The sequence below is a fragment of the Buttiauxella sp. JUb87 genome, from assembly GCF_004361975.1.
GTDB classification, from domain to species: Bacteria; Pseudomonadota; Gammaproteobacteria; order Enterobacterales; family Enterobacteriaceae; genus Buttiauxella; species Buttiauxella ferragutiae.
Genome location: NZ_SNVY01000001.1, coordinates 795476 through 808462, shown reverse-complemented (window position 1 = coordinate 808462; position 12987 = coordinate 795476). Strand labels below are relative to the sequence as shown.

The following is a 12987-nucleotide window of genomic DNA, read 5'->3' as shown; positions in this document are numbered from 1 at the left end:
ATCCGGAAATTCGAAATTTCGAAAGGGGCATATTTTGCGTTAATGCAGCGAGAAAACCAACTCCCATGGCATATACCACAGGTTAGCCAGCACCATCAGGATCAATGAAGCCCAGGTGGCGCTCATGCCGGAACGACGCCAGCGGATTAAACGGTGGTGAAAACCGTGCGCATGCATCAGGCGGCCAACAATCAGCAGCAACCCACTAACATGCACCATCCAGGTTTCAGCGCCGTTCATTTCCATCAATAATAAAAGCAGTAATGCGACAGGAATATATTCCACTGCATTACCGTGAATACGAATCGCACTCTGAAGTTCGCTAAAGCCACCATCACCATAAGAGACCCGGTATTGCGAACGCATACGGACAACATCAAACGAGAACTTAATCAGCAACAAAGCACCCAAAACGGCGTAGAGCGCGCTTACCATACTCACATCCTTTAGAGATAGTTCCAGCACTGCATATAATAGCAGTGCAACCTATAAGCTGTCGCTACCCCTAAAATAGGGAGTTTTGCTTAGGAATGGCAGGCTCATTGCCCAAATCGGGAAGAGCCTGCTGCAATCCGCGCCATAGTGTATGGACTAAATCCTGGACTTGCCCAATGTCAGGCGTATGCAGGAACAGGTAAGGCGTGGCGTTTTGTTGCCATTTTGGCAAGGTTTTAAGCCAAACGTCGAAAAGCGCCTGATTTTGCACCATATCGTCGCTGCCGATAAAGCGCACCATCGGGTGATGTGCGGTGACGACGGCATGAACCGGTACTTTGGGTTTTTTACGCTGGGCTTCGTGCATCGCTTCGTTGTTGGCGATAGCGCTGTGCACCGGACGGCTATCCAGAATAACCCGGTTAACACCACGCAGATGCAAACCCCGATTAAATGCTTGCTCATCGGCACTCTTATCGAAGAAAGAAGGGTGGCGAACTTCGACGCCGTAGGTGAATTCTTTTGGCAAAGCGTCGAGGAAATTCCACAGCGCAGGTAAGTCGGCAGGGGAAAATTTTGCGGGAAGTTGCAGCCAGTATTGCCCGATGCGCTGTACCAGTGGAGACAGGCGTTCAAGAAATTCGGCGGTCAAATCTCCGCACTGACGAAGCGCGGCGTTATGGGAAATGGTGGCCGGGAATTTAAAGCAAAAGCGGAAGTTGTCGTCGGTCATCTCGCGCCAACGAAGTACCGTCTCCGCTTTAGGCAAGGCGTACAGCGTGGTATTGCCTTCCACACAATTGAAGTGGCGAGCATAATCTTCCAGAGAAGTTATACCAAGACGCCCCCATTTAGGGTGCGACCATTGGGGAAGGCCGATATAAATCACAGTGCAGCGAGGATTTCGTCAGTGCTGCGTACGCGCCCAATGCGCGGGAAGATATTCGTCATGCTGCCTTGATGTTGTTCGCTGCTTGCAGCACTGCACGCATCTTCAGCAATCACCAGGTTGAAGCCCAATTCCCATGCGTTACGGGCAGTAGATTCCACACCGATGTTGGTGGAAATCCCACATAGCACGATGGTGTCGATGCCACGACGGCGTAACTGAAGCTCCAGATCGGTGCCGTAGAAGGCTCCCCACTGGCGTTTAGTGACTTCAATGTCGCTGTCTTTTTTGCCCAGCGCTTGCGGGTAAAGCCACCAGTTTTCCGGCAACGCATGAGCGCCTGCCTGTGCATCAACCGGTTGTTTGAGTGCTTCGGCAAAGTCTTTAGACCAGCCAACACGCACCATAATAACCGGGGCGTTATTCTCGCGGAATTTTTCAGCCAGCCTGGCTGAACGAGCCACCACATCCTGTGCGCTGTGCGGGCCGCCTGCAAATGGCAAAATGCCTTCCTGCAAATCAATAACGACCAGTGCGGTTTTGGAAGTATTCAGTTCTAACATTCGGTGACTCCGGTTCAAAATTGAATTATCTCGCAACACATTACGACGGAACATATGTTCGACAGTTTACAAATTTTGTTAATTTTTGTGAGAATAGGCCAAACAAGGCGCATTGAAACGCGTCAGTTCTTATCGCGGGCCAATATTTCCAGTATAATAGCCCCCTTTTTTCAACTATATCTGACATACAAAAATAGTGGCCACCGGTGCAGGTTGCACACAGTGAGCGGCTAATTTAAGGGATATCTCATGCGTACAGTATATTGCGGGCAGCTCAATCAATCCCATGTGGGACAACAAGTAACACTGTGTGGTTGGGTCAATCGTCGTCGTGACCTCGGTAGCCTTATCTTTATTGATATGCGCGATCGCGAAGGCATCGTGCAGGTGTTTTTCGACCCGGACCGTCAGGACGCGTTCCAGCTTGCTTCCGAACTGCGTAATGAGTTCTGCATTCAAATCACCGGCACCGTTCGCCCGCGTGATGAAAAAAACATCAACAAAGATATGGCAACCGGCGCGGTGGAAGTGTTCGCTACCGACCTGACCATTATCAACCGCTCTGAAGCGTTGCCGCTGGACTCCAACCACGTCAACACCGAAGAAGCGCGTTTGAAATTCCGTTACCTGGATTTACGCCGCCCTGAAATGGCGAACCGCCTGAAAACCCGTGCGAAAATCACCAGTTTCGTGCGCCGTTTTATGGATGACCACGGTTTCCTGGATATCGAAACCCCAATGCTGACCAAAGCCACGCCAGAAGGCGCGCGTGACTACCTGGTGCCGAGCCGTGTTCACAAAGGTAAATTCTACGCATTGCCGCAGTCCCCACAGTTGTTCAAACAGCTGCTGATGATGTCTGGCTTTGACCGTTACTATCAAATCGTTAAATGCTTCCGTGACGAAGACTTGCGTGCTGACCGTCAGCCTGAATTTACTCAGATCGACGTTGAAACCTCCTTCATGTCTGCTCCGCAAGTGCGTGAAGTGATGGAAAAACTGGTGCGTGAACTGTGGTTAGATGTGAAAAACGTCGACCTGGGCGATTTCCCAATCATGACTTTCGCTGAAGCTGAGCGTCGTTACGGTTCTGATAAACCAGACCTGCGTAACCCGATGGAGCTGGTGGACGTTGCTGACCTGCTTAAAGACGTTGAGTTTAAAGTGTTCGCCGGCCCGGCAAATGATGCTAAAGGCCGCGTTGCAGCACTGCGAGTGCCAGGTGGCGCACAGTTAAGCCGTAAACAGATTGACGATTACGGCAAGTTCATTGAGATTTACGGCGCGAAAGGTCTGGCTTACATCAAAGTGACCGAGCGTGCTAAAGGCATCGAGGGGATCACCAGCCCGGTCGCTAAATTCCTGAACGCAGAAATCGTTGAAGCTATTCTGGCCCGTACCGGTGCGCAAGATGGCGATATGATTTTCTTCGGTGCGGACAATAAGAAAGTGGTTGCTGACGCGCTTGGTGCACTGCGTCTGAAAATCGGTAAAGATCTGAGTATCACCGATGATAAAGCGTGGGCACCGCTGTGGGTTATTGACTTCCCAATGTTTGAAGACAATGGCGAAGGCGGCCTGACCGCGATGCACCACCCGTTCACTGCACCAAAAGATATGTCCCCAGAGCAACTGGCGGCAGATCCGGAAGCTGCTGTTGCGAACGCATACGACATGGTGATTAACGGTTACGAAGTGGGCGGCGGTTCCGTGCGTATCCACAACGGCCAGATGCAGCAGACCGTGTTCGGCATTCTGGGTATCGCCGAAGAAGACCAGCGCGAGAAGTTCGGCTTCCTGCTCGATGCCCTGAAATACGGTACACCACCGCACGCAGGCCTGGCATTTGGTCTGGACCGTCTGACCATGCTGTTGACCGGCACCGACAACATCCGTGATGTTATCGCGTTCCCGAAAACCACCGCAGCAGCGTGTCTGATGACTGAAGCCCCAAGCTTCGCCAACCCAACAGCGCTGGCTGAACTGGGTGTCGCGGTGATTAAAAAGGCTGAGAAAGAATAATGGGCTATAAGCATCCCGTTTCGGTATTAGTGGTGATTTTTGCACAAGACACCGGGCGGGTGCTGATGCTACAGCGGCGCGATGATCCTGATTTCTGGCAGTCGGTTACCGGCAGCCTGGAAGAAGGGGAAATTGCGCTGCATGCCGCACAGCGTGAAGTAAAGGAAGAGGTTGATATCGACGTTGTTTCAGAACAACTGGCTTTGATTGACTGCCAACGCTGTGTGGAGTTTGAAATTTTTACACATTTGCGTCATCGCTATGCTCCGGGAATTACGCGCAATACGGAATATTGGTTCTGCCTTGCGCTGCCTCACGAACGCCAGATAACCATTTCGGAACATCTGGCCTGGGAATGGACGGACGCACATGCTGCGGCGGCTATGACAAAGTCGTGGAGCAACCGGCAAGCGATTGAAGAGTTTGTAATTAATGCCGCCTGAAAAAGGCGCTTTTGGAGATAGTTATGGCAGGTCATAGTAAATGGGCCAACACAAAGCACCGCAAAGCTGCGCAGGATTCCAAACGCGGTAAAATTTTCACCAAAATTATCCGTGAGCTGGTAACTGCAGCCCGTTTGGGCGGTGGTGATCCGGGTTCTAACCCGCGTCTGCGTGCAGCGATTGATAAAGCGTTGTCTAACAACATGACGCGTGACACCTTAAACCGCGCGATTGCACGTGGTGTGGGCGGCGATGAAGACGCGAACATGGAAACCATCATTTATGAAGGTTACGGTCCTGGCGGTTCAGCTGTAATGGTTGAATGCCTGAGTGACAACCGTAACCGTACCGTGGCAGAAGTACGCCACGCGTTCAACAAATGCGGTGGTAACCTGGGAACTGATGGCTCCGTAGCCTATCTGTTCACCAAAAAAGGCGTTATCTCTTATGCTCCTGGCAAAGATGAAGACACCGTAATGGAAGCCGCGCTTGAAGCGGGTGCCGAAGACGTCGTTTCTTATGACGACGGTGCTATCGACGTGTTCACCGCCTGGGAAGACATGGGCGCTGTCCGCGATGCACTGGAAGCAGCAGGTCTGAAAGCTGATGAAGCCGAAGTTTCTATGATCCCATCCACTAAAGCGGATATGGATGCAGAAACCGCACCGAAACTGATGCGCCTTATCGATATGTTGGAAGACTGCGATGACGTGCAAGAGGTTTATCACAACGGTGAGATCTCTGACGAGGTTGCGGCAACCCTGTAATGGTGTTGTCTGAAACCTTACAGCTGTTTATGAGGGACGCGTGATGGCGATTATTCTCGGCATCGACCCGGGGTCACGCGTTACCGGTTATGGCGTTATACGCCAGACTGGCCGGCAGCTAACCTATTTAGGCAGCGGCTGTATTCGTACTCAGGTGACCGACTTACCCTCGCGTTTGAAACTCATCTACGCGGGGGTGAGCGAAATCATTACCCAGTTCCAGCCAGAGTATTTCGCTATTGAATCAGTGTTTATGGCGAAGAATGCCGACTCTGCTTTAAAGCTCGGACAGGCACGAGGTGCTGCGATTGTTGCGGCGGTAAACCATGAGCTTCCGGTGTTTGAATATGCCGCCCGTCAGGTAAAACAGACGGTAGTGGGTATCGGCAGTGCGGAGAAAAGCCAGGTGCAGCATATGGTACGCACTTTGCTCAAACTCTCTGCTAACCCACAAGCGGATGCGGCCGATGCACTGGCAATTGCCATTACGCATTGCCATGTGACGCAGAACTCGATGCAGATGAGTGATACACGGCTTAATCTGGCACGGGGACGATTAAAATAAATAAGGCTGGATATCTATCCAGCCTTTTTAATATGATAAGCAAAATTTTTGGCATAAACGCTAAACGCAGGAGCATATCGTGATTGGTCGACTCAGAGGCATCATCCTTGAAAAACAACCGCCGCTGGTACTTATGGAAGTCGGTGGCGTAGGGTATGAAGTCCACATGCCGATGACTTGCTTCTACGAATTACCGGATATCGGTAAAGAAGCGGTGGTATTCACTCAGTTCGTGGTGCGTGAAGACGCGCAGTTGCTCTACGGTTTCAACAACAAACAAGAACGTACCTTGTTCCGTGAGCTCATCAAAGTGAATGGCGTTGGCCCTAAGCTGGCGCTGGCCATCCTCTCCGGTATGTCTGCACAACAATTTGTGAATGCCGTAGAGCGTGAAGAAATTGGTTCATTGGTCAAATTGCCAGGCGTAGGTAAAAAGACCGCTGAGCGCTTGATTGTTGAAATGAAAGACCGCTTCAAAGGTATGCACGGCGACCTGTTTACTCCGGCGTCTGATCTGGTGCTCACCGCTCCGGAAAGTGGCGTGGCTGACGACGCAGAAGCAGAAGCGGTTGCGGCACTAGTATCACTGGGCTATAAACCACAAGAAGCCAGCCGTATGATTAGCAAAGTAGGGCGTGCCGGTGCTGATTGTGAAACGCTGATCCGCGAAGCACTCCGCGCAGCACTTTGAAGCCCCTGAGGTAGATGAAGGATGATTGAAGCAGACCGTCTGGTATCGCCAGACACCATCACCCCTGATGAGTTAATTGACCGAGCCATTCGCCCGCGTTTTCTGGCGGATTATGTCGGCCAGCCGCAGGTTACATCGCAAATGGAGATCTTCATCCAGGCGGCAAAACTGCGTGGGGATGCGCTTGATCATCTGTTAATTTTCGGCCCACCAGGTTTGGGTAAAACCACGCTGGCTAACATTGTTGCCAACGAGATGGGCGTTAACCTGCGAACCACTTCCGGCCCCGTACTGGAAAAGGCAGGTGACCTGGCAGCGATGCTGACCAACCTCGAACCGCATGATGTTTTGTTCATTGATGAAATCCACCGCCTTTCACCGGTTGTTGAAGAAGTACTGTATCCGGCGATGGAAGATTACCAGCTCGATATTATGATTGGTGAAGGCCCGGCGGCGCGTTCAATCAAAATTGATTTACCCCCGTTTACCCTGATTGGCGCGACAACTCGAGCGGGTTCTTTGACTTCGCCACTGCGTGACCGTTTCGGCATTGTGCAGCGCCTCGAGTTTTATCAGGTTGCCGATTTGCAGCACATTGTTGGCCGCAGTGCCAGCGTGCTGGGGCTTGAGATGAGCGAAGAGGGCGCGCTGGAAGTGGCGCGTCGTGCGCGTGGTACACCGCGTATTGCTAACCGTTTATTGCGTCGTGTGCGTGACTTTTCGGAAGTACGGCACGATGGCACCATTAATGGTGACATCGCTTCGCAAGCGCTGGATATGCTGAATGTTGATACCGAAGGCTTTGACTATATGGACCGCAAGCTATTGTTAGCGGTAATAGACAAATTCCTTGGCGGCCCGGTCGGGCTGGACAACCTCGCGGCAGCAATTGGTGAGGAACGGGAAACGATTGAAGATGTACTCGAACCCTTCCTGATTCAGCAGGGCTTCTTGCAACGTACGCCGCGCGGGCGAATGGCAACGCCAAGAGCCTGGACTCATTTTGGGATTGTGCCAACCGCACAGCCTTGAATGATCTATACCCTAAATAATTCGAGTTGCAGTTAGGCGGCAAGGGAGTGAATCCCCAGGAGCTTACTTCAGTAAGTGACTGGGGTGAAGAAGTGCAGCCAACACCCCTGCAGCTTGAAGTATGACGGGTATAAAAAGCTGCTCATCTATTGTTGATAACCCCGGCTTTAGTCGGGGTTGTTTTTAACTACGGTCGTTTGTAGATAATCCTATCTAAAGTACTCGGTTGGTATTACTGGAATGTGTAACATATCGAACCGTTTTCAATCAGAATCGTTCTGACGCTGTTGCTGCGGTAAAGTCTGAACAGGCAGCAATATGATATCAACAGGGCTTCTCCCGATGCTAATGAACGGTCAGGTCACTGTGAAATGAGTTTCATAGGCTTTTACGAGACAGATTCCAGTTTGTGAAATTGTCTTAATTATCATAGAGAAAAACTCTAGTCGTCGGTAATAGTTAGCGGTATCTTTCCTGCGCACCTGCAAAATCAGGCGTCGGGATTGGAACCTCTGGTGGTGGAAGTTAAATCTTCTTATCGGAGGTTGCCAAATGGCTACGACCTCAACCCAGACTCACCCATCATCAACGCTTTCTAAAACCCATCGCCGCTACACCGTCAGCTACGTGCCTGCTCAGGGAATTCACGATACGCCTTCAATACCTCTTCCTGGAGAATGGCTGGCAGAAGCCGGGCCGTGAAGTTGTTGTACATTTTCTTTGGTGTGTAATGACATCAACGTTACGCAAGCTGTATACTTATTACCCACAAACATCTATGAGGAAGATATCATGCCTGGTGCACAAAACATCGGTGTTAAGCGTGAAACGTTAAATTTGCGTATTAAGTCCACCGAGCGCGACCTGATCGACCGTGCAGCAAAAGTCAGAGGGAAAAATCGTACTGATTTTGTTCTGGATGCTGCTCGGGCAGCGGCTGAAGAAACGCTGCTTGAACAGCGTATTATTATGGTGGACCCCGAAGCTTATCAGGAGTTTCTTGCTCGCCTTGATCAGGCGCCGGAATCCAATGCGGCACTGCGTAAAACCATGCAGACAATCGCACCCTGGAATCATAAAAAATGATTGCCGCTCCTGAACCTCTACGCGCTGAACATGTTGTTAGCCAGTTTTGTTGCGGAGTGGAGTCTATGGATAGCTGGCTCAGACAGCGGGCGATGAAAAATCAGTTAACCGGTGCATCCCGTACTTTCGTTTGTTGTGATGAAGCAAGGGTGCTGGCTTACTATTCACTGGCATCAAGTGCGGTTGCACCGAACTCAGCGCCAGGTCGCTTTCGTCGTAATATGCCTGACCCGATCCCGGTAGTAATATTGGGGCGTCTGGCAGTTGATAAATCGTTACACGGGAAGGGCATCGGCAGGGCGCTGGTGCGTGATGCCGGACTACGGGTCATTCAGACAGCAGAAACGATTGGTATCCGTGGGATGCTGGTTCACGCTCTCTCTGAGGAAGCCAGGGATTTTTATTTACGCGTCGGGTTTGAACCCTCACCAGTAGAACCGATGACGTTGATGATCACTACTGGAGATTTAGTCGCCGCTCTTTGAACTGAGCGCCAAAGAGCGACTCAACTGTTCTTGTCACCCGAACTATTGCCAGCAGTCCGGGTGCTAAATAATGGTTTATGCAGCCTGCTTTTTCGCCATACTCAGCACAAACAACACCGCCGAACTCAATACCACTGATGGCCCTGCGGGCGTGTCATAGAATGCTGAGAACGTCAGCCCACCCGTCACGGAAAGCATACCGATAATCACCGCGAAACCTGCCATCTGCTCAGGCGTGCGCGCAAAACGACGTGCGGTTGCCGCAGGAATAATCAGCAGCGAAGTGATAATCAGCGCACCAACAAATTTCATTGCAACGCCAATCGTCAGGGCTGTCACCAGCATCAACAGCATCTTCACTCGTTGCAGGTTAACCCCATCTACATGGGCGAGATCCGGGCTAATAGTCATCGACAACAAGTTGCGCCATTGCCAAAGCAGAACGCCGACGACCACCGCAACGCCCAACGCAATTGAGATAATGTCTGGCATGGTGACTGAAAGCAGGTCGCCAAACAGATAGGCCATCAAATCGACACGGACGTTAGACATCAAACTCACGACCACCAGACCCAGCGACAAAGCACTGTGTGCCAGGATACCTAAGAGGGTATCTAATGCCAGATGTGGGCGTTTCTCGAGCCAGACCAGGCCGAAAGCCAGCATTAACGTAACGGCGATCACCGCATAAAACGGATTTACATTGAGCAATAAGCCAAAGGCCACGCCTAATAAAGAAGCGTGGGCGAGGGTATCGCCAAAGTAAGACATTCTACGCCAGACAACAAACGAACCAAGCGGGCCAGCAGCGCACGCCAGCAGGATCCCGGCAAGCCAGCCGGGTAACAACAATTCAATCATGACTGGCCATTCCCTCTGCGCAGAACGATACGTCCGGTAAGATCGTGACGGTGATTATGGTGGTGACGATAAATGCCTAACTGCTCCGCACCACGCTGGCCGAACATCGAAATGAATTCCGGGTGCATCGACACCACTTCTGGCGTACCGGAGCAGCAAATGTGGTGGTTAAGGCACAGCACATCATCAGTTTTTGCCATCACTAGATGCAGGTCGTGGGAAACCATCAACACCGCGCAATCCAATTCGTGGCGCAGTTGATCAATCAGGTTATACAGTGCCAATTGGCCATTCACATCAACACCTTGCGTAGGCTCATCAAGCACCAGCAATTGCGGTTGATTGAGCAGCGCGCGTGCCAACAGGACGCGTTGGTTTTCACCGCCGGAAAGCTTTTGCATCGGGGCTTCAATCAGATGAGCGGCTTGAACGCGTTTAAGCGCTGGCAGAATATCCGCTTTTTTCACGCCAGGGCGCAGGCGCATAAAACGACTTACCGTGAGCGGCAGGGTGGCATCCAGATGCAGTTTTTGCGGCACATAACCAATACGCAGGTCGCGGTCGCGCTTGATAACTCCTTCGTCAGGTGCTACCAGCCCAAGAACCACACGCACCAGCGTTGATTTTCCAGCGCCATTTGGCCCGAGCAGCGTCAAAATTCGGCCTGGCTTGAGGTCGAGTGAAATATCAGACAGCACACGGCGTTGTCCGAAAGAAACAGAAATATTTTCCAGTGATACCAGATTTGTCATGACAATTTCAGGGGTTGCAGAAGTTAGCGAATGTTATAATATCACACATCTCTGATTCATAACGATGATAAGTCGCATTATGTTACATAAAAACTCATTTCTTTGCGCAGCTTTAACAACTGCTTTTATGGCTACCGCAGCCGTGCCCGCACAGGCCGCCGTGGTTGCCTCTATCAAGCCATTAGGTTTTATTGCCGCAGCGATCGCTGACGGCGTGACACCGACAGAGGTTTTACTGCCAGATGGCGCTTCTGAGCATGATTATGCACTTCGCCCATCGGATGTAAAACGCTTACAAAGCGCGGACTTAGTGGTGTGGGTTGGCCCAGAAATGGAAGCCTTCATGCAGAAGTCGGTTAATCAATTAGCTGAACAAAAACAAGTGCAATTGGCTGTATTGCCGGGTGTGAAACCGTTGCTCATGAAAGGCGGTGACGACGATGACCATGGTCATGAAGGACATGACAATTCAGCCGAAAATAGTGATGTAGATCACCATCATGGTGAATACAACATGCATATTTGGCTTTCACCAGAGGTAGCGCGGCTGTCGGCGGTTGCAATCCACGATAAATTAGTGGAACTTATGCCCCAAAATAGAGCCAAACTTGACGCCAACTTGCAATCTTTCGAGTTAGGATTAGCCAACATCGACAAGCAAGTGGCTAACGTGCTCGCACCGCTCAGAGGTGAAGGGTATTTCGTTTTTCACGACGCTTATGGCTACTTTGAAAAACACTACGGTCTAACACCTCTTGGTCATTTTACCGTGAACCCTGAAATCCAGCCCGGTGCGCAGCGTTTACATGACATCAGAACACAGTTGGTTGAGCAAAAAGCCGTGTGCGTATTTGCTGAACCACAATTCAGGCCAGCCGTGATCAATGCCGTAGCCCGTGGTACTAACGTCCGTTCCGGAACGCTGGACCCACTGGGGATTGAGGTTAAGCTCGGCAAAGACAGCTATATGCAGTTTTTGAACGGGCTTGCGAACCAGTATGCGAGCTGCCTGAAAGGAGATTAACGAGGAAGTGAATACGTGCAACAGATAGCCCGCTCTGTCGCCCTGGCATTCGACAATTTGTCCCGGCCCCACCGCGTTATGCTGGGGTCGCTTACAGTTCTTACACTTGCGGTCGCTGTTTGGCGACCGTACGTCTATCATCCTGAAGCCAGCCCTGTTATCAAAACCATTGAGCTTGAGAAAAACGAGATCCGTTCGTTGCTTCCTGAGGCCAGTGAACCTTTAGACCAGTCTCCAGACGCTGAAGACGACACCATTCCGCAAGATGAACTGGATGATAAAACCGCCGGTGAAGCTGGGGTTCATGAGTATGTCGTGTCTACCGGGGATACGCTTAGCAGCATCCTGAACCAGTACGGTATTGATATGGGTGATATCAGCCAGCTTGCCGCGGTTGATAAAGATCTGCGTAACCTGAAAATCGGTCAACAACTTTCCTGGACGTTAAATGCTGATGGCGAGTTACAACGCCTGACCTGGGAAATGTCGCGCCGTGAAACACGCACCTACGACCGTTCAGGTACGGCCTTTAAGCTCAGCAGCGAAATGCAGCAAGGCGAATGGGTTAACAATGTTTTGAAAGGCACGGTAGGCAGTAGTTTTGTTAGCAGCGCGAAAGATGCTGGATTAACCAGCGCTGAAATCAGCGGAGTTATCAAGGCCATGCAGTGGCAAATGGACTTCCGCAAAGTGAAAAAAGGCGATCAGTTCGCGGTGTTAATGTCTCGCGAAATGCTTGAAGGCAAACGTGAGCAAAGCCGTTTGGTTGGCGTGCGTCTACGCAGTGGCGGTAAAGATTATTACGCCATTCGTGCAGAAGACGGCAAGTTCTACGACAGAAGCGGTTCGGGTCTCGCGAAAGGCTTTATGCGCTTCCCGACGGCTAAACAGTTCCGTATTTCGTCAAACTTTAATCCTCGTCGCCTTAACCCGGTCACCGGTCGTGTTGCGCCGCACAAAGGTGTCGACTTTGCGATGCCGCAAGGTACGCCAGTGTTGGCTGTCGGTGATGGTGAAGTGGTGATGGCAAAACGTAGCGGTGCGGCAGGTTACTTCGTGGCTATTCGCCACGGGCGTTCATATACCACCCGCTACATGCACTTGAAGAAACTGTTAGTGAAGCCAGGTCAGAAAGTGAAACGCGGCGATCGTGTAGCACTGTCAGGGAATACCGGGCGCTCTACGGGGCCGCATTTGCATTATGAAGTGTGGGTTAACCAACAAGCGGTGAATCCGTTGACCGCGAAACTGCCACGTACCGAAGGGCTGACAGGCTCCGATCGTAACGAATATCTGGCTCAGGTTCGTGAAGTCACTCCACAGCTCAGTTTCAATTAATCCAGTGCTGTGAATAAAGCCGGTTCCCAGTAAC

General features: G+C 51.2%; 16 protein-coding genes. 11 read left to right on the top strand and 5 right to left on the bottom strand.

The window, feature by feature from the left end; all coding sequences use genetic code 11:
• Nucleotides 1-39: 39 nt before the first annotated feature.
• The 3 genes from EC843_RS03765 to EC843_RS03755 all read right to left on the bottom strand — a co-directional run bounded on the left by EC843_RS03765 (nt 40) and on the right by EC843_RS03755 (nt 1887).
• The gene (locus EC843_RS03765; protein WP_064545876.1) at nt 40-435 is read right to left on the bottom strand and encodes an MAPEG family protein; all 396 of its coding nucleotides are present in this window, start codon (nt 433-435) and stop codon (nt 40-42) included.
• Nucleotides 436-505: 70 nt separating this feature from the next.
• Nucleotides 506-1324: a DUF72 domain-containing protein gene (locus EC843_RS03760; RefSeq protein ID WP_133521656.1), complete on the bottom strand. Its 819-nt coding sequence runs from the start codon at nt 1322-1324 to the stop codon at nt 506-508.
• Entirely contained in the window at nt 1321-1887 is a 567-nt protein-coding gene (locus tag EC843_RS03755) for a hydrolase (protein WP_133521655.1), read from the bottom strand. Before EC843_RS03755 ends, EC843_RS03760 begins: the two co-directional genes overlap by 4 nt.
• A 249-nt stretch (nt 1888-2136) precedes the next feature.
• Between EC843_RS03755 and aspS the strand changes: the two genes are divergently transcribed.
• From aspS to EC843_RS03710, 9 genes are all read left to right on the top strand, one after another.
• Nucleotides 2137-3909, top strand: coding sequence for an aspartate--tRNA ligase (gene aspS, locus EC843_RS03750; protein ID WP_121813652.1), 1773 nt, complete (start codon nt 2137-2139; stop codon nt 3907-3909).
• The gene (gene nudB / locus EC843_RS03745; protein ID WP_064545887.1) at nt 3909-4352 is read left to right on the top strand and encodes a dihydroneopterin triphosphate diphosphatase; all 444 of its coding nucleotides are present in this window, start codon (nt 3909-3911) and stop codon (nt 4350-4352) included. The genes aspS and nudB overlap by 1 nt, the downstream gene beginning before the upstream one ends.
• A 23-nt stretch (nt 4353-4375) precedes the next feature.
• Nucleotides 4376-5119 carry a YebC/PmpR family DNA-binding transcriptional regulator gene (locus EC843_RS03740; RefSeq protein ID WP_064545889.1) on the top strand — a complete coding sequence of 248 codons (744 nt, stop codon included), beginning with the start codon at nt 4376-4378 and terminating at the stop codon, nt 5117-5119.
• Nucleotides 5120-5162: 43 nt separating this feature from the next.
• Nucleotides 5163-5684 carry a crossover junction endodeoxyribonuclease RuvC gene (gene ruvC / locus EC843_RS03735; protein ID WP_064545890.1) on the top strand — a complete coding sequence of 174 codons (522 nt, stop codon included), beginning with the start codon at nt 5163-5165 and terminating at the stop codon, nt 5682-5684.
• A gap of 79 nt (nt 5685-5763) precedes the next feature.
• Nucleotides 5764-6375 carry a Holliday junction branch migration protein RuvA gene (gene ruvA / locus EC843_RS03730; RefSeq protein ID WP_064545891.1) on the top strand — a complete coding sequence of 204 codons (612 nt, stop codon included), beginning with the start codon at nt 5764-5766 and terminating at the stop codon, nt 6373-6375.
• Nucleotides 6376-6396: 21 nt separating this feature from the next.
• Nucleotides 6397-7407 carry a Holliday junction branch migration DNA helicase RuvB gene (gene ruvB, locus EC843_RS03725; RefSeq protein ID WP_133521654.1) on the top strand — a complete coding sequence of 337 codons (1011 nt, stop codon included), beginning with the start codon at nt 6397-6399 and terminating at the stop codon, nt 7405-7407.
• A 552-nt stretch (nt 7408-7959) separates the two neighbouring features.
• Nucleotides 7960-8109, top strand: a complete 150-nt coding sequence (locus EC843_RS03720) for a type I addiction module toxin, SymE family (protein WP_133521653.1) — start codon at nt 7960-7962, stop codon at nt 8107-8109.
• Nucleotides 8110-8199: 90 nt separating this feature from the next.
• Nucleotides 8200-8493, top strand: coding sequence for a DUF1778 domain-containing protein (locus tag EC843_RS03715; protein WP_064545895.1), 294 nt, complete (start codon nt 8200-8202; stop codon nt 8491-8493).
• Nucleotides 8490-8978: a GNAT family N-acetyltransferase gene (locus tag EC843_RS03710; protein WP_133521652.1), complete on the top strand. Its 489-nt coding sequence runs from the start codon at nt 8490-8492 to the stop codon at nt 8976-8978. Before EC843_RS03715 ends, EC843_RS03710 begins: the two co-directional genes overlap by 4 nt.
• A 75-nt stretch (nt 8979-9053) precedes the next feature.
• On the opposite strand, the gene znuB is transcribed toward EC843_RS03710, so the two are convergent.
• Together znuB and znuC are read right to left on the bottom strand one after the other, a co-directional pair.
• Entirely contained in the window at nt 9054-9839 is a 786-nt protein-coding gene (gene znuB / locus EC843_RS03705) for a zinc ABC transporter permease subunit ZnuB (protein ID WP_064545898.1), read from the bottom strand.
• Nucleotides 9836-10591 carry a zinc ABC transporter ATP-binding protein ZnuC gene (znuC, locus tag EC843_RS03700; protein WP_064545899.1) on the bottom strand — a complete coding sequence of 252 codons (756 nt, stop codon included), beginning with the start codon at nt 10589-10591 and terminating at the stop codon, nt 9836-9838. The genes znuB and znuC overlap by 4 nt, the downstream gene beginning before the upstream one ends.
• Before the next feature lie 79 nt (nt 10592-10670).
• Here znuC and znuA point away from each other — a divergent pair, with 79 nt between their 5' ends.
• Nucleotides 10671-11615, top strand: a complete 945-nt coding sequence (znuA, locus tag EC843_RS03695) for a zinc ABC transporter substrate-binding protein ZnuA (RefSeq protein ID WP_133521651.1) — start codon at nt 10671-10673, stop codon at nt 11613-11615.
• 15 nt (nt 11616-11630) lie between these two features.
• Nucleotides 11631-12953, top strand: a complete 1323-nt coding sequence (gene mepM, locus EC843_RS03690) for a murein DD-endopeptidase MepM (RefSeq protein WP_074388553.1) — start codon at nt 11631-11633, stop codon at nt 12951-12953.
• The last annotated feature ends 34 nt before the right edge of the window (nt 12954-12987 follow it).

Excerpts from the sequence above, each read along its gene's own strand:
- EC843_RS03765 (WP_064545876.1), bottom strand. The coding sequence starts at position 435 with ATGGTAAGCGCGCTCTACGCCGTTTTGGGTGCTTTGTTGCTGATTAAG.
- EC843_RS03755 (WP_133521655.1), bottom strand. The coding sequence starts at position 1,887 with ATGTTAGAACTGAATACTTCCAAAACCGCACTGGTCGTTATTGATTTG.
- aspS (WP_121813652.1), top strand. The coding sequence starts at position 2,137 with ATGCGTACAGTATATTGCGGGCAGCTCAATCAATCCCATGTGGGACAA.
- nudB (WP_064545887.1), top strand. The coding sequence starts at position 3,909 with ATGGGCTATAAGCATCCCGTTTCGGTATTAGTGGTGATTTTTGCACAA.
- EC843_RS03740 (WP_064545889.1), top strand. The coding sequence starts at position 4,376 with ATGGCAGGTCATAGTAAATGGGCCAACACAAAGCACCGCAAAGCTGCG.
- ruvC (WP_064545890.1), top strand. The coding sequence starts at position 5,163 with ATGGCGATTATTCTCGGCATCGACCCGGGGTCACGCGTTACCGGTTAT.
- ruvB (WP_133521654.1), top strand. The coding sequence starts at position 6,397 with ATGATTGAAGCAGACCGTCTGGTATCGCCAGACACCATCACCCCTGAT.
- EC843_RS03720 (WP_133521653.1), top strand. The coding sequence starts at position 7,960 with ATGGCTACGACCTCAACCCAGACTCACCCATCATCAACGCTTTCTAAA.
- EC843_RS03715 (WP_064545895.1), top strand. The coding sequence starts at position 8,200 with ATGCCTGGTGCACAAAACATCGGTGTTAAGCGTGAAACGTTAAATTTG.
- EC843_RS03710 (WP_133521652.1), top strand. The coding sequence starts at position 8,490 with ATGATTGCCGCTCCTGAACCTCTACGCGCTGAACATGTTGTTAGCCAG.
- znuB (WP_064545898.1), bottom strand. The coding sequence starts at position 9,839 with ATGATTGAATTGTTGTTACCCGGCTGGCTTGCCGGGATCCTGCTGGCG.
- znuC (WP_064545899.1), bottom strand. The coding sequence starts at position 10,591 with ATGACAAATCTGGTATCACTGGAAAATATTTCTGTTTCTTTCGGACAA.
- znuA (WP_133521651.1), top strand. The coding sequence starts at position 10,671 with ATGTTACATAAAAACTCATTTCTTTGCGCAGCTTTAACAACTGCTTTT.